The organism is Streptomyces anulatus (genome assembly GCF_014650675.1).
Lineage (GTDB): Bacteria > Actinomycetota > Actinomycetes > Streptomycetales > Streptomycetaceae > Streptomyces > Streptomyces anulatus.
Genome location: NZ_BMVK01000021.1, coordinates 103,937 through 126,117 on the forward strand (window position 1 = coordinate 103,937; position 22,181 = coordinate 126,117).

The 22,181-nt window shown below is 72.5% G+C and carries 17 protein-coding genes and 1 riboswitch; of the genes, 12 read left to right on the forward strand and 5 right to left on the reverse strand.

Translation table 11 applies throughout. The features are described 5' to 3' along the window. Window positions 1-35: 35 nt before the first annotated feature. Window positions 36-1,289, reverse strand: coding sequence for a citrate synthase (locus IE272_RS34455; protein ID WP_190009587.1), 1,254 nt, complete (start codon window positions 1,287-1,289; stop codon window positions 36-38). Between the two features lie 138 nt (window positions 1,290-1,427). Here IE272_RS34455 and IE272_RS34460 point away from each other — a divergent pair, with 138 nt between their 5' ends. Beyond that, complete coding sequence (locus IE272_RS34460; protein WP_190009588.1) at window positions 1,428-2,573, forward strand: citrate synthase/methylcitrate synthase; 1,146 nt, start codon at window positions 1,428-1,430, stop codon at window positions 2,571-2,573. Between the two features lie 23 nt (window positions 2,574-2,596). After that, window positions 2,597-3,739 carry a CobW family GTP-binding protein gene (locus IE272_RS34465; RefSeq protein WP_190009590.1) on the forward strand — a complete coding sequence of 381 codons (1,143 nt, stop codon included), beginning with the start codon at window positions 2,597-2,599 and terminating at the stop codon, window positions 3,737-3,739. Between the two features lie 81 nt (window positions 3,740-3,820). Here the strand turns inward: IE272_RS34465 and IE272_RS34470 are convergent, their stop codons facing one another. After that, entirely contained in the window at window positions 3,821-6,277 is a 2,457-nt protein-coding gene (locus IE272_RS34470; RefSeq protein ID WP_050360261.1) for a DNA gyrase/topoisomerase IV subunit A, read from the reverse strand. A gap of 268 nt (window positions 6,278-6,545) precedes the next feature. On the opposite strand from IE272_RS34470, the gene IE272_RS34475 reads away from it, so the two are divergent. From IE272_RS34475 to IE272_RS34490, 4 genes are all read left to right on the forward strand, one after another. Continuing rightward, complete coding sequence (locus tag IE272_RS34475) at window positions 6,546-7,910, forward strand: M16 family metallopeptidase (RefSeq protein ID WP_050360260.1); 1,365 nt, start codon at window positions 6,546-6,548, stop codon at window positions 7,908-7,910. A 26-nt stretch (window positions 7,911-7,936) separates the two neighbouring features. After that, a complete protein-coding gene (locus IE272_RS34480; protein ID WP_050360259.1) occupies window positions 7,937-9,307 on the forward strand; it encodes a M16 family metallopeptidase in 1,371 nt (456 codons plus the stop codon). 223 nt (window positions 9,308-9,530) lie between these two features. Continuing rightward, a riboswitch (cyclic di-AMP (ydaO/yuaA leader) is annotated at window positions 9,531-9,698 on the forward strand. 13 nt (window positions 9,699-9,711) lie between these two features. Next, window positions 9,712-10,527: a M23 family metallopeptidase gene (locus IE272_RS34485; protein ID WP_050360258.1), complete on the forward strand. Its 816-nt coding sequence runs from the start codon at window positions 9,712-9,714 to the stop codon at window positions 10,525-10,527. 177 nt (window positions 10,528-10,704) lie between these two features. Next, on the forward strand, window positions 10,705-11,412 hold the full coding sequence (locus IE272_RS34490; RefSeq protein ID WP_057666255.1) for a GntR family transcriptional regulator: 708 nt from the start codon (window positions 10,705-10,707) through the stop codon (window positions 11,410-11,412). Between the two features lie 158 nt (window positions 11,413-11,570). Here IE272_RS34490 and IE272_RS34495 read toward each other — a convergent pair whose 3' ends face one another. Further along, a complete protein-coding gene (locus IE272_RS34495) occupies window positions 11,571-11,852 on the reverse strand; it encodes an HPr family phosphocarrier protein (protein WP_018957072.1) in 282 nt (93 codons plus the stop codon). A gap of 196 nt (window positions 11,853-12,048) precedes the next feature. On the opposite strand from IE272_RS34495, the gene IE272_RS34500 reads away from it, so the two are divergent. From IE272_RS34500 to IE272_RS34520, 5 genes are all read left to right on the forward strand, one after another. Continuing rightward, window positions 12,049-14,997, forward strand: coding sequence for a bifunctional acetate--CoA ligase family protein/GNAT family N-acetyltransferase (locus IE272_RS34500; RefSeq protein WP_190009593.1), 2,949 nt, complete (start codon window positions 12,049-12,051; stop codon window positions 14,995-14,997). Window positions 14,998-15,048: 51 nt separating this feature from the next. Then, window positions 15,049-15,645 carry a DUF5998 family protein gene (locus tag IE272_RS34505; RefSeq protein WP_030577251.1) on the forward strand — a complete coding sequence of 199 codons (597 nt, stop codon included), beginning with the start codon at window positions 15,049-15,051 and terminating at the stop codon, window positions 15,643-15,645. Beyond that, complete coding sequence (locus IE272_RS34510; RefSeq protein ID WP_073743001.1) at window positions 15,645-16,832, forward strand: alkaline phosphatase family protein; 1,188 nt, start codon at window positions 15,645-15,647, stop codon at window positions 16,830-16,832. Before IE272_RS34505 ends, IE272_RS34510 begins: the two co-directional genes overlap by 1 nt. A gap of 45 nt (window positions 16,833-16,877) precedes the next feature. Next, a complete protein-coding gene (locus IE272_RS34515) occupies window positions 16,878-17,528 on the forward strand; it encodes a thymidine kinase (RefSeq protein WP_050360255.1) in 651 nt (216 codons plus the stop codon). A 108-nt stretch (window positions 17,529-17,636) separates the two neighbouring features. After that, window positions 17,637-18,683, forward strand: coding sequence for a metallophosphoesterase family protein (locus IE272_RS34520; RefSeq protein ID WP_050360254.1), 1,047 nt, complete (start codon window positions 17,637-17,639; stop codon window positions 18,681-18,683). Window positions 18,684-18,717: 34 nt separating this feature from the next. On the opposite strand, the gene IE272_RS34525 is transcribed toward IE272_RS34520, so the two are convergent. Next, window positions 18,718-19,509: a VOC family protein gene (locus tag IE272_RS34525; RefSeq protein WP_050360253.1), complete on the reverse strand. Its 792-nt coding sequence runs from the start codon at window positions 19,507-19,509 to the stop codon at window positions 18,718-18,720. Between the two features lie 233 nt (window positions 19,510-19,742). Here IE272_RS34525 and IE272_RS34530 point away from each other — a divergent pair, with 233 nt between their 5' ends. Continuing rightward, entirely contained in the window at window positions 19,743-20,573 is an 831-nt protein-coding gene (locus tag IE272_RS34530) for a sulfurtransferase (protein WP_073959938.1), read from the forward strand. A 108-nt stretch (window positions 20,574-20,681) separates the two neighbouring features. On the opposite strand, the gene sepH is transcribed toward IE272_RS34530, so the two are convergent. Then, window positions 20,682-21,737 (reverse strand): septation protein SepH, encoded by a 1,056-nt coding sequence (gene sepH, locus IE272_RS34535; protein WP_190009595.1) that lies wholly within the window; start codon window positions 21,735-21,737, stop codon window positions 20,682-20,684. Window positions 21,738-22,181 lie beyond the last annotated feature (444 nt).

Sequence of the window (22,181 nt, forward strand, 5' to 3'; positions counted from 1 at the left end):
GCGCTGCCCGAGCCTCTGGTCCGGACCTGATGGCTCTAGGGGGCGGGCAGTGGCTGCGGCGGCCGGGGGCCCGTGTACTGCCCGCTGGGGCGGATGCGGAGCGGGCGCTCCCCGTACTCCTCCAGCGCGTGGGCGATCCAGCCCGCGGTGCGGGACACCGCGAACACGGTCTCGCCCGCGTCCGCCGGCATCCCCCGGGAGACGGACAGGACGGCCAGGGCCAGGTCGATGTTGGCGTGCAGCGGAGCGTGCCGTGCCGTCGTGCCGACCACCTCGCGGGCCGCCGCCAGCGCCCCGCCGGCCTGCGGTACGTCCTCCAGCAGCGCGAACAGGGCCGTCGCCCGGGGGTCCTCGCCCCGGTACAGCCGGTGGCCCAGGCCCGGCACCCGCCGCCCGGTCCGCAGATGATCGGCGACCACGGGGACCGCACTGCCCCGGTCCACCGCCTCCCGGAGCATCCGGTGCGCCAGCCCGCTCGCCGCGCCGTGCAGCGGCCCCTCCAGTACGCCGAGGCCCGCCGAGACCACGGCGTACGGGTGGGCCCGCGCGGAGGCGGCGACCCGGGCGGCCAGGGTGGAGGCGGCCAGGTCGTGGTCGATCAGGAGGGCCAGGGCCGCGTTCAGCACGGCGAGGGAGGGGGCGTCGGCCGGCTCGGCGGTGAGCCGTGACCACAGCTCCCGCGCCAGGGAGCCGCCGCCGTCCTCCGGGTCGCCGAGCGTCGGCAGAGCGCCCACGAGGGTCGGGATCAGGCTCCGGGCGCTGCTCAGCACCGCCTCGGGCGACAGGTCGAACCGCAGCGGATCCGTGGCCGCCGCAGCGGTCACCGCCACCCGCAGCCGGTCCGTGGACCCGCTGTGCGCGGGCAGTGCGCCGACCGTCCGGCGGGCCGCCGCGAGGGTTCCGGCGGCCGCGGTGAACCGGGCGCCGGGACGCAGTTCGCCCGTCCACAGCCACTCGGCGACCTCCTCGTAGCTGTAGCGCCGGGCCAGCTCCGTCGCGTCGACCCCTCGGAAGAAGCAGCGGTCGTCCTCGATGAGCGTGATGCCGGTGCGGAACGCCAGGTCGCTCCCGGCCGGGGAGGCGTCCCGGCGTCCCGAGCGCCGGGCCAGCGCCCGGACCTCGTCGGCGTCGAACGTGCTGCCCCGGCCCCCGGGGGCCCGCACGCTGCTCAGCTGGCCGCGGCTGACGTAGGCGTACACCGTCTCCGGCTTCACGCCCAGCAGCTCGGCGGCCTCCCGGGTGGTGAGCCGGGGCGCCCCCCGCTCGTCGGGCGCTGATTGATCCGTCATGCCGACCACCGTATCCATCCTGAATCCATGAGGGAGCCCAAGGATCCCGCTCCATATATTGATTCAATCAATGTTGACAGGAATCGAGTCAAGCATAGACAGTCGAATCAATGTTCCGTCGTCGAAAAGAGAACAGCCATGACCACCCCCCCTGCCGTCCCCCGCGGTCTCGCCGGCGTCGTCGTCACCGACACCGCCCTGGGCGACGTGCGCGGTCGCGAGGGCTTCTACCACTACCGCCAGTACTCGGCGATCGAGCTCGCACAGACCCGCGGCTTCGAGGACGTCTGGTACCTGATGGTCCACGGGGAACTGCCGGACCGGGCGGCCGCCGCCGACTTCGCCGCCCGCACGGCCGCACTGCGCACCCTGCCCGCCGAGGTGCGCGAGGCGCTCCCCGCCATCGCCCGCGCCGGCGCCGTCTCCGGGCCTCTCGCCGGACTGCGCACGGCTCTGTCCCTGCTCGGCGCCTCGGCCGGATTCCGCCCCGTGTACGACATCGGGGCCGAGCAGCGGCGGGAGGACGCGCTCGCCGCCTGCGCGGCCGTCCCCACGATCCTCACCGCCCTCCACCGGCTGGGCCAGGGGCTCTCGCCGGTCGAACCCCGCGAGGACCTGCCGCACGCCGCGAACTACCTGTACATGCTGACCGGGTCGGAGCCGGAGCCCGAGCACGCCAGGGCCGTCGAGCAGTACCTCATCTCGACCGTCGACCACGGCTTCAACGCCTCCACCTTCACCGCCCGGGTCGTCGCATCCACCGGAGCCGACCTGGCCGCCTGCCTGGTCGCGGCGGTCGGCGCGCTCTCCGGACCGCTGCACGGCGGAGCCCCCAGCCGGGCCCTGGACACCCTGGACGCCATCGGCACCCCGGACCGCATCGACGGCTGGATCCGCGAACAGGTCCTCTCGGGCCGCCGCATCATGGGCTTCGGCCACCCGGTCTACCGCACCGAGGACCCGCGCTCCCGGATGCTCAAGTCCCTCGCACAGGGCTTCGGCGGACCGCTCGTGGACTTCGCCGTGGAGGTGGAACGCCAGGTCGAGGCCATCCTCGCCGAGCTCAAGCCGGGCCGGGAACTGCACACCAACGTGGAGTTCTACGCCGGAGTGGTCATGGAACTGTGCGGGCTGCCGCGCGCGATGTTCACCCCCACCTTCTCCGCGGCACGGGTGATCGGCTGGAGCGCCAATATCCTGGAGCAGGCGGAGGACTCGAAGATCATCCGCCCGGCGGCCCGCTACGTCGGCGCACCCCCGCCGCAGCCGGTCCCGGCACCCTGACGACGCCCCCAGGAAGGCCCCCGTTGACCCCGCCCCGCACCCCGCAGATCCCGGTCGTCGTCCTGGCGGGCTTCCTCGGCTCCGGCAAGACCACGCTCCTGAACCATCTGCTCCGCAACCGCGCGGGCACCAGGATCGGCGTGATCGTCAACGACTTCGGGGCCATCGAGATCGACGCCATGACCGTCTCGGGACAGGTCGGCTCGACGGTCTCGCTGGGCAACGGCTGCCTGTGCTGCGCCGTCGACGCGAGCGAACTCGACACCTTCCTGGAGACCCTGACCCGGCCGTCCGCCCGACTGGACGTGATCGTCATCGAGGCGAGCGGGCTGGCCGAACCCCAGGAACTCGTCCGCATGCTGCTGGCCAGCGACAACCCGCACATCCTGTACGGGGGCCTCGTCGAGGTCGTCGACGCGGCGGAGTTCGACCGCACACGTCAGCGGCACCCCGAGATCGACCGCCATCTCGCCGTCGCCGACCTCGTCGTCCTGAACAAGACCGACCGGGTGGGGGAGGCCGAGCGGGAGCGGCTGCGAGCGGCCGTCGCGGAGCTGAGCGGCCCCGCCGCCGTGATCTCCGCCGTGCACGGCCGGATCGACCCCGAGCTCCTCTTCGACCCGGCCCTGCGGCCGGACCACGAGGACAAGGTCCGCCAGCTCACCTTCGAGGACCTGCTGCGGGAGGAGGCGCCCGACGGGCACGACGACCATCTCCACGCCTCGTACGAGAGCGTCGACTTCACCTCGGACATCCCCATGGACCCGCGCCGCTTCATGGAGTTCCTCGACTCCCGGCCCGACGGGCTCTACCGGATCAAGGGGTTCGCGGACTTCGGCGAGGGGGACCGGGACCACACCTACGCGCTGCACGCGGTGGGCCGTTTCCTGCGCTTCGTCCCCCGCCCGTGGGCGCGCGGCGAACAGCGGCTCACCCAGCTCGTCATGATCGGCGCGGGCATCGACGCCGCGGCGCTGTCGGCCGGACTCGCCGCCTGCCGCGCGGACGGGGCCGAGCGGGCGGACGAGCCCGGGCGTGCGGACGCCGCCGAAGTCGAGCGTGCCATGTGGGGCGTGCTCCGCTACGTACAGGAGCAGGCCCCCGAACCGGAAGTCTTCGACGCACACGGGACGGCCGACCCGCGGGAAGCGGCCGCGGAGGCATAACGCCCCCGGCCGCTCCCCGTCGTACGGGAGGAACCCCCGGGAAGGAGCCCCCGGGAAGGTGTCCCGGGGAAGGAGCCCCGCCTACAGCGGCGGTCCCGCGATCACGGCCACCGTCTCCAGCAGCGGCGTGCCCGAGCCGTCCCGCCTCGGGTCCGGCTCCGGCAGCTTCGCCGGGGTGCCGTTCTTCTGCGCGGCCCGTGCCGGGGTGGGGCCCGCCCAGGCGAAGACCAGGACGTCCTCGCCCTTCAGGAACCGCTGGCAGCGCACTCCGCCGGTCGCCCGGCCCTTGCGCGGATACTGGTCGAACGGGGTGAGCTTGGACGTCAGCACCGAGTCGTCCAGCGTGCCGTGCGAGCCGGCCACCGTGAACACGATCGCCTCGGCCGCCGGGTCCACCGCGGTGAACGACAGCACCTCGGCCCCGGCCGTCAGCTTGACGCCCGCCATCCCGCCGGCGGGCCTGCCCTGCGGGCGCACCTGGGCCGCCGGGTAGCGGAGCAACTGGGCGTCGGAGGTGATGAACACCAGGTCCTCCTCGCCCGTGCGCAGTTCGGTCGCGCCCACGATGCGGTCACCGTCCTTGAGGGAGATGACCTCCAACTCGTCCTTGTTGGCCGGGTAGTCCGGCACGACGCGCTTCACCACGCCCTGAAGGGTGCCGATCGCGAGGCCCGGCGAGGACTCCTCCAGGGTGGTCAGGCAGATCAGCTCCTCGTCCGCCTCCAGGCTGAGGAACTCGGAGATCTGTGCCCCGCCCGAGAGATTCGGCTCCGCGTGCGTGTCCGGCAGCTGCGGCAGATCGATCACCGAGAGCCGCAGCATCCGGCCCGTGGAGGTCACCGCCCCGACGTCGCCGCGCGCCGTCGCCGCCACCGCCGACACGATCACGTCGTGCTTGGTCCGGCGGGCGTCCTCGGAGATCTCGACCGGCTCCGCGTTCGCCGTGCGGGCCAGCAGGCCCGTCGAGGAGAGCAGCACCCGGCACGGGTCGTCCGCCACCTCCAGCGGTACGGACGCGATCTGCGCACCGGCCGACTCCAGCAGCACCGTGCGCCGGTCCGTGCCGAACTTCTTCGCCACGGCGGCCAGCTCCGAGGAGACCAGCTTGCGCAGCTCGGCGTCCGACTCCAGGATCGCGGTCAGCGCGTCGATCTCGCCGGTGAGCCTGTCCCGCTCGCTCTCCAGCTCGATCCGGTCGAAACGGGTGAGCCGGCGCAGCGGGGTGTCCAGGATGTACTGCGTCTGGATCTCGCTCAGCGAGAAGTGCGCCATCAGGCGCTCCTTCGCCTGCGAGGAGTTGTCGCTGTCCCGGATGATCCGGATGACCTCGTCGATGTCGAGCAGGGCGACGATCAGGCCCTCGACCAGGTGCAGCCGGTCGCGGCGCTTGGTGCGGCGGAACTCGCTGCGCCGGCGCACCACCTCGAAGCGGTGGTCCAGATAGACCTCCAGCAGCTCCTTGAGGCCCAGGGTGAGCGGCTGGCCGTCGACCAGCGCCACGTTGTTGATGCCGAAGGACTCCTCCATCGGCGTCAGCTTGTAGAGCTGCTCCAGCACCGCTTCCGGCACGAAGCCGTTCTTCACCTCGATGACCAGACGCAGTCCGTGCGCCCGGTCGGTGAGGTCCTTGACGTCGGCGATGCCCTGGAGCTTCTTCGCCGAGACCAGGTCCTTGATCTTGGCGATCACCTTCTCCGGGCCGACGGTGAAGGGCAGTTCGGTGACGACGAGGCCCTTGCGGCGTGCCGTCACGTTCTCCACGGCGACGGTGGCGCGGATCTTGAACGTGCCGCGGCCCGCCGTGTACGCGTCCTTGATGCCGCCCAGCCCGACGATGCGGCCGCCGGTGGGCAGGTCGGGGCCCGGGACGAAGCGCATCAGCGTCTCGACGTCGGCGCCCGGGTGCTTGATCAGGTGCCGGGCGGCGGCGATGACCTCGCCCAGGTTGTGCGGAGGCATGTTGGTGGCCATGCCCACGGCGATCCCGGAGACCCCGTTGACCAGGAGGTTGGGGTACGCGGCGGGGAGGACGACCGGCTCGCGCTCCTGGCCGTCGTAGTTCGACTGGAAATCGACGGTGTCCTCGTCGATCGCCTCGGTCATCAGCGACGTGGCGTCGGCCATCCGGCACTCGGTGTACCGCATGGCGGCCGGCGGGTCGTCGTTGCCCAGGGAACCGAAGTTGCCGTGGCCGTCGACCAGGGGAAGGCGCATCGAGAACGGCTGCGCCATGCGCACCAGGGCGTCGTAGATCGAGGCGTCGCCGTGCGGGTGCAGCTTGCCCATCACCTCGCCGACGACGCGGGCGCACTTCACATAGCCGCGGTCGGGGCGCAGCCCCATCTCGTTCATCTGGGACACGATGCGGCGGTGCACCGGCTTCATGCCGTCGCGGGCGTCGGGCAGGGCCCTGGAGTAGATCACCGAGTACGCGTACTCGAGGAAGGAGCCCTGCATTTCGTCGACGACGTCGATGTCGAGGATCTTCTCCTCGAAGTCGTCCGGCGGCGGCGGGGTCTTCGTGCTACGGCGGGCCATCGCGGCTGCGACTCCTTCACAGATTCTGTTCGGACAACCTGAGCTTGTTCGGTACAACACGAGCTACTGACGCGGTCCATTGTGGACCGCCGGACTGACAACGCCGACCTCGACCCGTCCGAAGCGGGCCGAGGGGGCCCGCCCGGACAGCGTCCGCGACACCATCGACGGAAACATCCGAGGAACGGGAACTTCGCCAGGTGCCGGTGCGCTTGCTTAGAGTGGCAGGTCTGGCAGGAAGTCCAGTATCGCGATCGAAGGGACGTACATGCCCATGGGTCACACGGCCACCGCACAGGCCGGCTCCGGCGGCTTGACAGCGACCGAGCACCGCCTGGCCAACGGCCTGCGTGTGGTGCTCTCCGAGGACCATCTGACCCCGGTCGCCGCGGTCTGCCTCTGGTACGACGTCGGCTCGCGCCACGAGGTCAAGGGACGCACCGGTCTGGCTCACCTCTTCGAGCACCTGATGTTCCAGGGCTCGGGCCAGGTCAAGGGGAACGGTCACTTCGAGCTCGTCCAGGGGGCCGGCGGCTCGCTCAACGGGACGACCAGCTTCGAGCGGACCAACTACTTCGAGACCATGCCCACCCACCAGGTGGAGCTGGCTCTCTGGCTCGAAGCCGACCGGATGGGATCCCTCCTCGCCGCGCTCGACGAGGAGTCCATGGAGAACCAGCGCGACGTCGTCAAGAACGAACGCCGCCAGCGTTACGACAACGTGCCCTACGGCACCGCGTTCGAGAAGCTGACCGCCCTCTCCTACCCCGAGGGCCACCCCTACCACCACACCCCGATCGGCTCCATGGCCGACCTGGACGCGGCCACGCTGGAGGACGCCCGCGCGTTCTTCCGTACGTACTACGCGCCCAACAACGCGGTGATCTCGGTGGTCGGCGACATCGACCCCGAGCAGACGCTCGCCTGGATCGAGAAGTACTTCGGTTCCATCCCCTCCCACGACGGCAAGCAGCCGCCGCGTGACGGGACGCTGCCCGGGACCATCGGCGAGCAGCTGCGCGAAGTGGTGCACGAGGAGGTCCCGGCGCGCGCGCTGATGGCCGCCTACCGCCTCCCCCACGACGGCACCCGCGCCTGTGACGCCGCCGACCTGGCGCTCACCGTGCTGGGCGGCGGCGAGTCCTCCCGCCTGCACAACCGCCTGGTCCGCCGCGACCGTACGGCGGTGGCGGCCGGTTTCGGGCTGCTGCGGCTCGCCGGCGCACCCTCGCTGGGCTGGCTGGACGTGAAGACGTCCGGCGGCGTCGAGGTGGAGACGATCGAGGCCGCGGTCGACGAGGAGCTCGCCCGGTTCGCCTCCGAGGGGCCCACCCCCGAGGAAATGGAGCGGGCGCAGGCGCAGTTGGAGCGCGAGTGGCTGGACCGGCTCGGCACGGTCGCCGGCCGCGCCGACGAACTGTGCCGCTACGCGGTCCTGTTCGGCGACCCGCAGCTCGCCCTGAGCGCCGTGGGCCGCGTCCTGGACGTCACCGCGGAGGAGGTGCGCGCGGCGGCCGAGGCGGCCCTGCGCCCCGACAACCGGGCGGTGCTGGTCTACGAGCCCATCGAGCCGGCCGACGAGGCCGCCGAGGGCGAAGAGGGCACCGACGCGCACGAGGGGGCGGACAAGTGAGCGACGCCGCCGTGACTGGAGTAGCCATGGAGTACCACCCGCAGCCCACGCCCGGCACGGCCCGCCCCTGGGCCTTCCCGGCGCCCGAGCGCGGCGCCCTGCCCAACGGGCTGACCGTGCTGCGCTGCCACCGCCCCGGCCAGCAGGTCGTCGCGGTGGAGATCTTCCTGGACGCGCCGTTGGAGGCCGAGCCCGAGGGCCTGGACGGTGTGGCCACGATCATGTCGCGGGCGCTCTCCGAGGGCACCGACAAGCACAGCGCCGAGGAGTTCGCCGCCGAGCTGGAGCGCTGCGGCGCCACGCTCGACGCGCACGCCGACCACCCCGGCGTCCGGGTCTCCCTTGAGGTCCCGGCCTCCCGGCTGACCAAGGCCCTCGGTCTGGTCGCCGAGGCGCTGCGGGCCCCGGCCTTCGACGGGAGCGAGATCGAGCGCCTCGTCGGCAACCGGCTCGACGAGATCCCGCACGAGCAGGCCAACCCGTCCCGGCGCGCCGCCAAGCAGCTCTCCAAGGAGCTGTTCCCGGCCACCGCCCGGATGTCCCGCCCGCGCCTGGGCACCGAGGAGACGGTCCGGCGGATCGACGAGAGGGCCGTGCGCGCCTTCTTCGACGCCCATGTCCGTCCGTCCACCGCGACGGCCGTGATCGTCGGCGACCTGACCGGCATCGACCTGGACGCGCTGCTGGCGGAGACCCTCGGCGACTGGTCGGGCGACGCCGGCCGGACCCGCCCGGTGCCGCCCATCACCGCGAACGACACCGGCCGCGTCGTGATCGTGGACCGGCCCGGCGCGGTCCAGACCCAGCTGCTGATCGGCCGCATCGGCGCCGACCGGCACGAGCGCGTGTGGCCCGCCCAGGTGCTCGGCACGTACTGCCTGGGCGGCACCCTCACCTCCCGGCTGGACCGGGTGCTGCGCGAGGAGAAGGGCTACACCTACGGGGTGCGGGCCTTCGCCCAGGTGCTGCGCTCCAGCGGTCCCGACTCGGGCGGCGCGGCCATGCTCGCGATCAGCGGCTCGGTGGACACGGAGTCCACGGGCCCGGCGCTGGACGACCTCTGGAAGGTCCTGCGGACGCTGGCCGCCGAGGGTCTGACCGACGCCGAGCGTGAGACGGCCGTGCAGAACCTGGTGGGCGTCGCCCCGCTGAAGTTCGAGACCGCCGCCTCCGTCGCGAGCACGTTGGCCGACCAGGTCGAGCAGCACCTGCCCGACGACTACCAGGCCCACCTCTACGCCCGGCTCGCCGAGACGGGCACCGTGGAGGCGACCGCCGCCGTGGTCAGCGCCTTCCCGGTCGACCGGCTGGTCACGGTCCTCGTGGGGGACGCCGCGCGGATCGAGGAGCCCGTGAGGGCCCTCGGCATCGGAGAGGTGTCCGTCGTCACCGGCTGACGCACCCGTGGCACACCGCCGCGAGCAGGACCCCGACGGGCATCAGTTCGTCGGGGTCCTTCCTGTTTCGCCCGATTAGTTCATTCCATCCCCTTTGGGGGAGAGGTTGCCTGTCTGCCCTGTGGGATGTGCGACAAATCCCCTGGTCCGTTTGGTGATGGGAAGTCGCCCGGCCTAGCGTCGGCTCGGCTGTCCGTCACCCGTATGCCGCAGCCGCGGCGCCGGGCAGTCATCGCCGAGTCCCCGTCAGGCGCGAGCCTGGGGAGCCGGGGACCCACGCAGTCCCTGGGGTGAATCGGAGGCCCGTGCCGCGAAACCGGCGTGGGGATCCGTAGGAGACCTTCCTGCTCCGAACCCGTCAGCTAACCCGGTAGGCGAGAAGGAAGGAAAGGATCAGCCCCTCCATGGCGTTCACCCGTGCCACCGGGAAGCACCGTGCCCCGAGCCGCCTCACGCGCCGGAGCGCCCAGGCCGCCGGCATCGCGGCTCTGGCCACCACCGGCGTCCTCGGCTCGCTGGCCTCCCCGGCCCTCGCCGCGGACACCGAGGCCGCCAAGGTCGCCGACACCGGCCTCACCCAGGCCGTCGCCCTCGACGCCACCCTCGCCGACCAGATCGACGCGCAGGCCCACGCCCAGAAGCAGCAGGCCGACGCGATCGCGAAGGCGAAGGCCAAGGCCGCCGCGGAGGCCCGCGAGAAGGCCGCCAAGGCCAAGGCGAAGGCGGAGGCCCAGCGCAAGGCCGAGGCCCGCGCCAAGGAGGTCCGCGAGGAGAAGGCCCGTGCCGCCCGCGCCGCCGAGCGCGCCCGGCTGAACGCCTTCCACCTCCCGGTCGCCGGCTCCCACGTCACCACCGGCTACAACACCGGCGGCGCGCTCTGGTCCTCCGGCAGCCACTCCGGCGTGGACTTCCAGGCCGCCTCCGGCAGTTCCGTCGTCGCCGTCGGCGCCGGCACGGTCGTCGAGGCCGGCTGGGGCGGCGCGTACGGCAACAACATCGTGCTCCGGATGACGGACGGCACGTACACCCAGTACGGCCACCTCTCCTCGATCGGCGTCTCCGTCGGCCAGAGCGTCTCCTCCGGCCAGCAGATCGGCCTCTCCGGCTCCACCGGCAACTCCACCGGCCCGCACCTGCACTTCGAGGCCCGCACCACCCCCGACTACGGCTCCGACATGGACCCCGTCGGCTACCTGCGCTCCCACGGTCTGAACGTCTGACCCGCTCCGCGCGACCTTGCCCGAAGGCCCCGGCACCCGCCGGGGCCTTCGGCAATTCCGGCCCCAGGATATCCATGGATTCCGGCCTGCCATCGGAAATTCCGGCGGATTGCAATAGAGTCACGGAACAGACGTCGGGCGGCCGCGTTTCGCGGGGATCAAGGCGGAGGTTCGGACATGCGCATTCCCGCGCATTCGGTATGCACGGCAATCCGTGACGACATCGTCTCCGGTGTCTACGAGCGCGGCAGCCGCCTCACCGAGGAGTTGCTGGCCCGCCGTTACGGGGTCTCCCGCGTACCGGTCCGCGAGGCCCTGCGCACGCTGGAGTCCGAGGGCTTCGTGGTCACCCGCAGACACGCCGGAGCCTGTGTCGCCGAGCCCACCGTGCAGGAGGCCGCCGACCTCCTGGAGATGCGGATGCTCCTGGAGCCACTGGGTGCGGCACGCGCCGCGCAGCGCCGCACGGAAGCCCACCTGAAGGTGCTCCGGGGCCTGGTCAGGCTGGGCCAGGAACGGGCCCGCCGGGGCGAGGGCGAGGATCTGCGCTCGCTGGGCGGCTGGTTCCACGAGACCCTCGCCCAGGCGTCCGGCAGCCCCGGACTCATCGCGCTGCTCACCCAGCTCCGCCACAAGATCGCCTGGATGTACGCGGTCGAGCAGCCGGCCCGCCCGGTCGACTCCTGGGCCGAGCGCGGCGCGATCGTGGACGCCGTGGCGCGCGGCGACGCGGAGCGGGCCCGGGCGCTGACCGCCCAGCACGCGGAACGCGCCGCCGGGGCCCACCGGCTGCGCCGCCCGGATCCGCCGGGGCGGCGCACCGCGCCCGTTCCCCGCGTGAGCACTTCGCAACATGGCGTAAACATCGCGGGCGCCCGCCATTAACAAAAGAGCCGTATACAAAGAGAAGTAATTGCGGGGCATTACCCGTGCTGCCCGAAATATCGATGCACGGCTCTTACCGGAAAGCGAAAGAGCCGTGATCCCTCAAAGGGTTCACGGCTCTCACACCTGTCGAATCCGGCCGGGCCGGTTCGTGTGGGTCAGACGGTCTCGGGAAGTTCTTCCAGGCCCTCGGCGACCAGCTTCGCGAGCCGGTCCAGAGCGGCCTCGGCGTCGTCCGCGTCGGACGCGAGCACGATCTCCTCGCCGCCCTGCGCGCCCAGACCGAGCACGGCGAGCATGGAGGCGGCGTTCACCGGGTTGCCGTCGGACTTGGCGATCGTCACGGGGACGCCGGAAGCCGTGGCGGCACGGACGAAGATGGAAGCGGGGCGGGCGTGCAGGCCCTCGGCCCAACCGACGTTTACGCGGCGCTCAGCCATGGTTCTGCCCTTCACATATCAACGGTTGTCTAGACCAGTCTCTCATGCAGTGCGTGGTGCTGTGCCCGGCCTCCTGTCCGGTCCTGTGCCCTGCCTCCTGTCCGTTCCCGTGCTCCGGCGGCCCCGGCCCGGGCCTCCTCAGACTGCCCGGGCACCGATCCCTCCGCGACCGGGATCCCCGCCGTAGGCTTTGCCCATGGAGCCCACGCCGGAGCAGAGTCCGCATCACGCGTACCCCGACCACTGGGAAGCGGACGTGGTGCTCCGCGACGGTGGCACCGCGCGCATCAGGCCGATCACCACGGACGACGCCGAGCGACTGGTCAGCTTCTACGAGCAGGTGTCCGACGAGTCGAAGTACTACCGGTTCTTCGCCCCGTATCCGCGGCTATCCGACCGGGACGTGCACCGCTTCACCCATCACGACTACGTCGACCGGGTGGGACTGGCCGTCACGATCGGCGGCGAGTTCATCGGAACGGTCCGCTACGACCGCATCAACGACCAGGGCCGCCCCGCCTCCGCCCCCGCCGACGAGGCCGAGGTCGCCTTCCTCGTCCAGGACGCCCACCAGGGCCGGGGCGTCGCCTCGGCGCTGCTCGAACACATCGCCGCGGTCGCCCGTGAGCGCGGCATCCGGCGCTTCGCCGCCGAGGTGCTCCCCGCCAACAACAAAATGATCAAGGTGTTCCGGGACGGCGGCTACACCCAGCGCCGCAGCTTCGAGGACGGCTCCGTCCACCTCACCCTCGACCTCGAACCCACCGAGAAGTCCCTCGCAGTCCAGCGCGGCCGCGAACAGCGCGCCGAGGCCCGCTCGGTGCAGCGCCTGCTCGCCCCCGGCTCCGTCGCGGTCATCGGCACCGGACGCACCCCCGGCGGAGTGGGCCGCACCGTCCTGCGCAACCTCCTCGCCTCCGGCTACACCGGCCGCACCTACGCGGTGAACCGCGCCTTCGACGAGGGCCTGGCCACCCTCGACGGCGTCCCCGCCCACCGCTCGCTCGGCGAGATCGACGAGCAGGTCGACCTCGCGGTCATCGCCGTCCCCGCCCACCGGGTCCCCGAAGCCGTCGCCGACTGCGGGGAGCACGGAGTCCAGGGGCTCGTCGTCCTCTCCGCCGGATACGCCGAGCGGGGCGCCGAGGGCCGTGAACTCCAGCGCGAGCTGGTCCGCCAGGCCCGCTCGTACGGCATGCGGATCATCGGCCCGAACGCCTTCGGCATCATCAACACCGCCGAGTCCGTCCGGCTGAACGCCTCGCTCGCCCCCGAGTCGCCCGCCCGGGGCCGGATCGGCCTGTTCACCCAGTCCGGCGCGATCGGCATCGCCCTGCTCTCCGGCCTCCACCGGCGCGGCGCGGGCCTGTCCTCGTTCATCTCGGCCGGGAACCGGGCCGACGTCTCCGGCAACGACTTCCTCCAGTACTCCTTCGAGGACCCGGACACCGACGTCGCCCTGCTCTACCTCGAATCGCTCGGCAACCCCCGCAAGTTCAACCGCCTCGCCCGCCGCACCGCCGCCGTGAAGCCCGTCGTCGTCGTGAAGGGCGCCCGGCACAGCGGCTCCACCCCGCCCGGCCACGCGGTCCCGGTCAGCCGCATCCCCGACGCCACGGTCTCCGCGCTGATGCGCCAGGCCGGCGTCATCCGGGTCGACACCGTGACCGAGATGGTCGACGCCGGACTCCTGCTGGCGGGCCAGCCCCTCCCGGCCGGCCCCCGGGTCGCCATCCTCGGCAACTCCGAGTCCCTCGGCCTCCTGACGTACGACGCCTGTCTGGCCGAGGGGCTGCGCCCACGCCCGCCGATCGACCTCACCACCGCCGCCTCCCCGCAGGACTTCCGGGACGCGCTGGCCGAGGCGCTGGCGGACGGGACCTGCGACGCCGTGATCGTCACCGCCATCCCGTGGGTGGGGGAGAACGGGGAGGCCGAGACCGGTGACGGCCAAGTGCTGGCCGCCGCCCTGCACAAGGCCGTGGCCGGGGGTTCGGCCAAGCCGGTGGCCGTCGTCCACGTCGAGATCGGCGGCCTCGCCGAGGCGCTGGCCGCCGCGTCCAGCACGGCCGCGCCACGCCCCCGTACGGTGACGCCCGCCGCCGACCGGCCCCAGGCGGCCACCACCCCCTCGACCGGCCCGGCCCGCAGCACCGCCCCGGCCACGCCCACCGCCCCGGAAGCCCCCACCACCCCGCCCGTGCGCCCCGGCCCTGGATCGCCGGCCGATCCGAAGGCGGGCCCCGCCCCGGAAGCCGCCACCGGCCCCGGCCGCATCCCCGCCTACCCCGCCGCCGAACGCGCCGTGCGAGCCCTCGCCGAGGCCGTGAAGTACGCCCAGTGGCGACGCCAGGCGGCCGTGCCGGGCAAGATCCCCGAATTCCTCGACGACACCATCGACGAGCCCGGGGCCGCCGCCCTCATCGAGGCACAGCTCGCCACCGCCCCCGACCCGCGAGGCCGCCCGCTCACCCACGACGAGGCCCGCGAACTGCTCGGCCGCTACGGCATCGCCGTCCGGCCCACCCTGCCCGCCCCGGACCCCGGGGCGGCCGTCGCCGCGGCCGGCCGGCTCGGCTACCCGGTCGCCCTCAAGACCACCGCGCCCCACCTGCGCCACCGCGCCGACCTCGGCGGCGTCCGCCTCGACATCGCCGACGAGGAGGCGCTGCGCCGGGCGTACGGAGAGCTGACCGACCTCCTCGGCAAGCCCGCCGAACTGCTCCCCGTCGTCCAGGCGATGGCCCCGCGCGGCGTGGACACCGTCGTCCGCGCCTCCATCGACGCGGCAGCCGGGGCCGTCCTCTCCTTCGGCCTCGCCGGCGCGCCCTCCGAACTGCTCGGCGACACCGCGCACCGGCTGGTCCCCGCCACCGACCGCGACGCCGCCGAGCTGATCCGGTCCATCAGGGCGGCCCCGGTGCTGTTCGGCTGGCGGGGTTCGGCCCCGGTCGACACGGCCGCGCTCGAAGAGCTGCTGCTGCGGCTGTCCCGGCTGGTCGACGACCACCCCGAGGTGGTCTCCGTCGCCCTCGAACCGGTCGTCGTCGCCCCGCACGGACTGACCGTGCTCGGTGCGAGCGTCCGGCTCGCCCCGCCGCCCGCCCGGAGCGACCTCGGCCCCCGCCGCCTTCCGAACTACTGAGGCCCACCGGGGCGTCCCCGGCAGTCACCGGTCCGCCGTAGGATGGTGCTCATGGCAAAGACCGGTACGACGACCCAGGGGCTGCGCGCGGCGATCGAGCGCAGCGGCTACTACCCGGCCCTCGTGGCCGAGGCAGTGGAGGCCGCCGTCGGCGGGGAACCGGTCGCTTCGTACCTGGTGCACCAGGAGACCACGTTCGACTCCAACGAGGTGCGCCGCCATGTGACGGTCCTCGTCCTGACCGAGCACCGGTTCATCGTCAGCCACACCGACGAGCAGGCCGCCGACACCAGCTCCCCGACGCCGTACGCCACCACCTCCACCGAGTCGGTGAAGCTGGAGCGGATCTCCTCCGTCGTGGTCAGCCGCGTCGTGGCCAACCCGGAGAAGTACGTCCCGGGCACCCTGCCCCGCGAGGTCGTCCTCACCATCGGCTGGGGCGCGGTCTCCCGGATCGACCTGGAGCCCGCCGCCTGCGGCGACGCCAACTGCGAGGCCGACCACGGCTACACCGGCAGCTCCACCGCCGACGACCTGAGCCTGCGGGTCAGCGAGGCCGGTGACGGCCCCGACGCCGTGCGTCAGACCCTCGCCTTCGCCCAGTCGCTCTCCGAGGCCACGGCCGCCACCGCGGCGACCGGCCGCTGATGGCCCAGCCCGCCTGGCAGGACCCCGTCCCGCTCTCCCTCGACACCGCGCCCGTGCCCGAGTACGGCAGCGGCTCGCTCGCCGACCTGCTGCCGACCCTCGTCGCCGGACAGGAGGTGCCCGGGTTCACCGCCGCGATCCCCGAGCTGACCCCGGCCGACCGCAACTGCGTCTTCCTGATCGACGGCCTCGGCTGGGAGCAGATCATCGCGCACCCGGACGAGGCCCCCTTCCTGCACTCGCTCCTCCCCACCTCGCGAGGCGGCACCGGCCGCCCGCTCACCGCCGGCTTCCCCTCCACCACCGCCACCTCGCTCGCCTCGGTCGGTACGGGGCTGCCGCCCGGCGAGCACGGCCTTCCCGGCTACACCGCGCGCAACCCGGAGACCGGCGAGCTGATGAACCAGCTCCGCTGGAGGCCGTGGACCGCGCCGAAGGTCTGGCAGCCGTACCCCACGGTCTTCCAGCTCGCCGACGCCGCGGGCGTGCACACCGCGCAGGTCTCCGCGCCGACGTTCGAGCAGACCCCCCTCACCAAGGTCGCGCTCAGCGGAGGCTCCTTCCTCGGCCGGCTCTCCGGCGAGGACCGGATGGACGTCGCCGCCCAGCGCCTGGCCGCCGGCGACCGCTCGCTCGTCTACACGTACTACAGCGAGGTCGACGGCAAGGGCCACCGCTTCGGCACCGACTCCGACGCCTGGCGCGGCCAGCTGATGTACGTCGACGGGCTCGCCCGGCGCCTCGCCGAGCAGCTCCCGCCGCGCTCGGCGCTCTACATCACCGCCGACCACGGCATGATCGACATCCCGTTCGACGAGCAGTCCCGGATCGACTTCGACGAGGACTGGGAGCTGCGCGCCGGCGTCGCCCTCCTCGGCGGCGAGGGACGCGCCCGCCATGTCTACGCTGTGCCGGGCGCCCAGGCCGACGTCCTGACCGTCTGGCGCGAGGTGCTCGGCGAGCAGTTCTGGGTCGCGAGCCGGGACGAGGCCATCGCGGCCGGCTGGTTCGGGCCGACGATCGACGAGAGGGTGTACGGCCGGATCGGCGACGTGGTCGCCGCCGCCCACGACGACGTGATCATCACGGCCTCGGTCAACGAGCCGCACGAGTCGGCGATGGCGGGCGTACACGGCTCCCTGACCCCCGTGGAACAGCTCGTCCCCCTCCTCGAAGTACGCTCGTAACCCTCCCGCCGTGCCCACCCCCCTCCGAAAGGTGCTCGACCCCTCATGCCCGAGCTGGTGTTCTTCTCCGGAACCATGGACTGCGGAAAGAGCACGCTGGCCCTGCAGATCGGTCACAACCGTTCGGCACGCGGACTCCAGGGCGTGATCTTCACCCGGGACGACCGCGCGGGGGAGGGCAAGCTCTCCTCCCGGCTCGGCCTGGTGACGGACGCCGTCGAGGCCGAGGAGGGCATGGACCTCTACGCGCACATCGTCGACCGGGTCAGCCGGGGCGGGCGGGTCGACTACGTGATCGTGGACGAGGCGCAGTTCCTCGGCCCGGACCAGATCGACCAACTGGCCCGCGTCGTCGACGACCTGGGGCTCGACGTCTTCGCCTTCGGCATCACCACGGACTTCCGCACCAAGCTGTTCCCGGGCTCCCAGCGGCTGATCGAGCTGGCCGACCGGATAGAGGCGCTCCAGGTCGAGGCGCTCTGCTGGTGCGGCGCCCGCGCCACGCACAACGCCCGTACCGTGGACGGCGAGATGGTCGTCGAGGGCGCCCAGGTCGTCGTCGGCGACGTCAACCGGCAGGCGGGCGAGGTCGGTTACGAGGTGCTGTGCCGCCGGCACCACTGCCGCCGCATGACGAGCCGTTCCGTCCACGCCGGCGCGCTCTCGCCGGACGTCCTGCCGGTGTCGTCGGACTGAGGCCTTCAGTCGGCAGCCACCTCCCCTACGCCGAGAAGTCATCATGATCGGCAAGGCTTCCCCCGTCCTGTCCCACACAGGGATCGCACGACGAAGGAAGTACTACCGATGGATCGCAGATCGTTCATGGCCACCACCGGCCGGGCCTCACTCCTGGCGGGCGGGGCTCTCACCGCCGGCGCCGCCCTGACGGCCCCATCGGCCGCCGCGGCCGCCGAGGACGACGAGCGGCGCGGCGGGGGCCGGACGGTGCGGTTCAACGTCATCAGCGACATCCAGGGCGACCTGGCCGACTTCGGCAAGGCTCTCGACGACCTGCACCGGATCAATCCCCGCAGCGCCGGACTGGGGATCGCCGGCGACATCACCCCCCGCGGCTACGACTTCGAGTACGCGGACGTCCGCCGCACCCTCCGTCGGCACCAGCACCCCAAGAACCTCGCGTGGGCCATCGGCAACCACGAGTTCTACGTCCCCAAGTACAGCGACCCGGACACGCTCGCCCAGGACACCTGGCCCAACGGCACCACGGAGGGCTCGCTCTTCCGCAGCTTCTACAACTTCGCGGGACGGAACAAGGTCTACTCGGAGGCGTCGTTCGGCGGCGTTCCCGTACTGACCCTGGGGACCGAACGCTACGCGCACTACCACGACGCGAAGTTGTGGGACGAGGTGTGGATCAGCGACGCGCAGTTCGCCTGGCTGGACGACCGGCTCGCCCACTGGGCCCGACGGCGCAAGCCCGTCATGGTGATGACCCACCACCCCCTGCCCAACACCGTGTCGGGCACCCGCAACAAGCTCTATCTGGGCGACTACCTCCAGCCCGACCGGCTTCTCTCGATTCTCGGCCGTCACAAGGACGTGTTCCTCTTCTCCGGCCACACCCACTGGGATCTCAACCTGTCCGACTGGGTGGTCCGCAGGGTCGTCCCCGGCACCGGCAACCTCGACGGCTTCACCGTCGTGAACACCGCGGCGGTTCAGACGGGCTGGACGGACGACGGCAAGGGAGGGGAGGTCGCGGTGGGCGGCACCTTCAACCAGGGCCTCCAGGTCGAGGTGGGCCCCCGCACGGTCGTCATCAAGGCCCGCGACTTCTCCACGGGCACCTGGCTCAAGCAGCTGACGGTTCCGCTGCACACGGCGGCCTGAGGGGCCGGGCGGGGCGGGGGCGGATTCCTGACAGTCACCGGCCGGAAGAGCCGCTCCCGGCGGACCGGATGACCGTGAACACGGCCCCCTCCGGGTCCGCGACCGTCGCCAGCCGGCCGCTCGATCCCTCGCGCGGCGGCTGCAGGACGCGCCCGCCCAGCTCCACCACCCGGGCCGCGGCCCGGTCGGTGTCGGCGACCTCGAAGTACGTCATCCAGTGCGGCCCCCGGTCGCGCGGCAGCGCATGGCCGACCCCGTGCAGCGCCGCCACCGGAACATCGTCCAGGTGCAGGGTCTGGTAGTCGAAGTCGGCCGAGACGACCGCCTCCGTCTCGTAGCCGAAGACCGTCTGGTAGAACTTCGCGACCATCGAGGTCTCCCGGGTCACCAGCTCGTTCCACACCGGAGTACCGGGCACGCCCGCCGTCATGGTGCCGATGTGCTCGGAGCCCTGCCAGATGCCGAAGACCGCCCCGCTCGGGTCCGAGGCGATGGCGAGCCGCCCTGCCTCGCCCGCGTCCAGCGGGCCGACCGCGACCGTCCCGCCGCAGGAGCGAATGGTCTCCGCGGTGGCGTCGGCGTCGTCCGTGGCGAGGTAGGTGGTCCAGGCGATCGGGAGATGCCGGTCGGGCGGCAGCTGACCGATGCCGGCGACCTCCTTCCCGTGCAGCAGCCCGCGGACGTAGGGGCCCAGCTGATCGGGACCCGGCCGGAACTCCCAGTCGAACAGGGCCCCGTAGAACTCCTGGGTCGTGGTCAGGCCGTGCACGATCAGACTCACCCAGCAAGGTGTTCCGGGCGTGCGCCGGGCGGAGGCCTCGGTCATCGTCTTCTCTCCTCGGACCGTTGTGGTGGCCGTGCGGGGGACGGGACAGGTACGCCGTCCCGGGTCGGGAAGCGGTCCGCGTGTCCCGTGCAGATGCTTGCACCCCTCGGCGCGGGAGACGCACCGGCCGCGCCGCGTCGTCCGGGTTCTCGACGAAGGACGGCCGGATTCCCGCCGGCCGTCCTTACCGATGCTGTTACGGGTGCCGGTGCCGCTGCGCGAGGATGGCACCCATGAAGCCCATCATCACCGCATCCGAATGCGCGAGCGAGTCGGCCGGATCGCGACCGCCGGTGCTCCTGGACGTCCGCTGGCAGCTCGGCGGCCCGAACGGCCGTCCCGACTACGAGGCCGGTCATCTGCCCGGCGCGGTCTACATCGACCTCGATACGGAACTGGCGGGACCGGCGGGCGACGGCGGCCGCCACCCCCTCCCGGACCCGGAGGACTTCGGGGCCGTGATGCGCCGGGCCGGGGTCGGCCAGGACACCCCTGTCGTGGTGTACGACGGCGGCCAGGGCTGGGCCGCGGCGCGAGCGTGGTGGCTGCTGCGCTGGACGGGGCACCAGGACGTACGGGTCCTGGACGGCGGACTCGCCGCCTGGACGGGCGACCTCTCCACCGGGATCCCGCGTCCCGGCGAGGGCGATTTCCGGCCGAAGCCGGGGGCCCTGCCCACACTGGACGCGGAAAGTGCGGCGGCCTTCGCCCGCTCGGGTCTGCTGCTGGACGCGCGCGCGGCGGAACGCTACCGGGGCGATGTGGAGCCGATCGACCGCGTCGGCGGTCACATTCCCGGGGCCGTCTCCGCGCCGACCACGTCGAACGTCGACGAGGACGGGCGCTACCTTCCGGCCGAGCGGCTCGCCGCGCGGTTCGCCGGCCTGGGGGCGGAGGGAAGCCCCGAGGGCGTGGGCGTCTACTGCGGATCCGGGGTCTCCGGCGCGCACGAGGTGCTGGCCCTGGAGATCGCGGGGTTCACCGGCGTCCTGTACCCCGGCTCCTGGTCCGAGTGGTCCTCGGACCCCTCCCGACCGGTCGCCACGGGCCCCGAGCCCCAGTAGTCCCTCGGCGCCGGCCACCCGGGGCGGTCGGGGGCGGGGAGACGGTAAGACAGAGGGGTCCGTACGCGACCGCGTACGGACCCCTCTCCCACCGGTGGTCATTCCCGGTCAGTCCTGCTTCTTGCGCCGGGTGCCGAAGACGATCTCGTCCCAGCTCGGCACGGCGGCCCGGCGGCCCGGCCGGACTCCGTCCGCCTCGGCCTGACGGTCCGTCGTCCCGGTCAGCCGGTCGCGGTGACCGGCCACCGCCCGGGGCATCAGCACATCCGCGTACGCGGACCCCGCGCCGGCCGAGGCGGCGGCGGGCGGTTCGGCCGCCTCCGTCTCCTCCGCCGGTTCGAGCACGGGCGGCTCGGGCTGGGTGGGCCGCTCGGGGACGACCATGTCGCCGCGGAAGCTCGGCACCGCCTCCAGCAGGCTGGTCAGCGAGTCGCGCTCACCGGCCGAGGCGCTGCTCACGTACTCCTCGGGCTCGGCGGCGGCCGGGGCGGGCCGCTCGATCTGCCGGTCGAGGGCCCGGTCCAGCGGCCGGTCGCGCGGCAGCCGGGCGATCCGGGGCACGAACGGGAAGCTGGGCTCGGGCGCGGCGACGTCGTCGGTCTCGCCGATCAGCGAGCGCGCCTCGTCGTCCACGGCCTGGACCAGCCGCCTGGGCGGGTCGTACGTCCAGCTCGCCGAGTGCGGCTCACCCGCGACCCGGTAGACGAGCAGGACTTCCCAGGTGCCGTCGTCACGGCGCCACGAGTCCCACTGGACGGTTTCCTTGTCGGCGCCGCGCAGCAGGAGACGCTCCTGCACCGCCTCGCCGAGTTGAGGGCCGGTGTTCTCGCCGGGACGGCGCACAGGAGTCTTCCGGGCCCGCTCGGCCATGAAGGCGCGCTCCGCGAGCACGGGGCCCTCGAAGCGGCGTACACGGTCAACGGGGATGCCCGCGAACTGGGCGACCTCCTCCGCGGAGGCGCCGGCTCGTATGCGGGCCTGGATGTCGCGGGGACGGAGGTGGCTCTCCACCTCGATCTCGATCTGGCCGAGCCGGGCGCGGTCGTTGCGCACGGCGGCGCGCAGCCGCTCATCGATCGGAAGCGTGTACTCCGTGCTGTCCGCAGCCTTGAGCACCAGTCGTGTGCCGTCGTTGGAGACGGCCACGACACGCAGTTCGGGCATGGGAACCTCCCGGGTGGTGCCTGCCGACGTCACGTGCGTCGCTGCTTCCGCTAGTCGAGTGTGACCGGCCCGGGTGCAGCCTGCCACAACCTTGCCAAGTTGCCCGGCGTGTCGGGCTCCCGTCCTGGTGCGCCACCATGACACGGTTACCCATTGCGACCCAAAGTGACCGATTTGGCCGCTCTGTGCAGCAGGCACGCGCGTGATGCCTTGACACCGCCGGTTCGAGTGCCGCCGTCGGCCCCCTCCGGTGGCTGCGGATTCCCACGTCGGAGTCCGCCCCAGGGCTCGTCACAGTACTCCATTCGGGCCACCGGGGTGGACCGGCGCGCCGCCGAAGTTCTCGCGAGGCGCGGGAGTTGAGATACCCAGTTCTCCGCGAAATGCCCCTGATGCGTGTTGTCCTTCACACAATCACCGGAAACGGAACTATCCACTTCGCTC

Bases quoted from the DNA above. Each gene is read 5' to 3' on its own strand.
- IE272_RS34485 (WP_050360258.1), top strand. From the start codon at position 9,712: ATGGCGTTCACCCGTGCCACCGGGAAGCACCGTGCCCCGAGCCGCCTC.
- IE272_RS34490 (WP_057666255.1), top strand. From the start codon at position 10,705: ATGCGCATTCCCGCGCATTCGGTATGCACGGCAATCCGTGACGACATC.
- IE272_RS34515 (WP_050360255.1), top strand. From the start codon at position 16,878: ATGCCCGAGCTGGTGTTCTTCTCCGGAACCATGGACTGCGGAAAGAGC.
- IE272_RS34525 (WP_050360253.1), bottom strand. From the start codon at position 19,509: ATGACCGAGGCCTCCGCCCGGCGCACGCCCGGAACACCTTGCTGGGTG.
- IE272_RS34520 (WP_050360254.1), top strand. From the start codon at position 17,637: ATGGATCGCAGATCGTTCATGGCCACCACCGGCCGGGCCTCACTCCTG.
- sepH (WP_190009595.1), bottom strand. From the start codon at position 21,737: ATGCCCGAACTGCGTGTCGTGGCCGTCTCCAACGACGGCACACGACTG.
- IE272_RS34530 (WP_073959938.1), top strand. From the start codon at position 19,743: ATGAAGCCCATCATCACCGCATCCGAATGCGCGAGCGAGTCGGCCGGA.
- IE272_RS34470 (WP_050360261.1), bottom strand. From the start codon at position 6,277: ATGGCCCGCCGTAGCACGAAGACCCCGCCGCCGCCGGACGACTTCGAG.
- IE272_RS34475 (WP_050360260.1), top strand. From the start codon at position 6,546: ATGCCCATGGGTCACACGGCCACCGCACAGGCCGGCTCCGGCGGCTTG.
- IE272_RS34455 (WP_190009587.1), bottom strand. From the start codon at position 1,289: ATGACGGATCAATCAGCGCCCGACGAGCGGGGGGCGCCCCGGCTCACC.
- IE272_RS34505 (WP_030577251.1), top strand. From the start codon at position 15,049: ATGGCAAAGACCGGTACGACGACCCAGGGGCTGCGCGCGGCGATCGAG.
- IE272_RS34480 (WP_050360259.1), top strand. From the start codon at position 7,937: ATGGAGTACCACCCGCAGCCCACGCCCGGCACGGCCCGCCCCTGGGCC.
- IE272_RS34495 (WP_018957072.1), bottom strand. From the start codon at position 11,852: ATGGCTGAGCGCCGCGTAAACGTCGGTTGGGCCGAGGGCCTGCACGCC.
- IE272_RS34460 (WP_190009588.1), top strand. From the start codon at position 1,428: ATGACCACCCCCCCTGCCGTCCCCCGCGGTCTCGCCGGCGTCGTCGTC.
- IE272_RS34500 (WP_190009593.1), top strand. From the start codon at position 12,049: ATGGAGCCCACGCCGGAGCAGAGTCCGCATCACGCGTACCCCGACCAC.
- IE272_RS34510 (WP_073743001.1), top strand. From the start codon at position 15,645: ATGGCCCAGCCCGCCTGGCAGGACCCCGTCCCGCTCTCCCTCGACACC.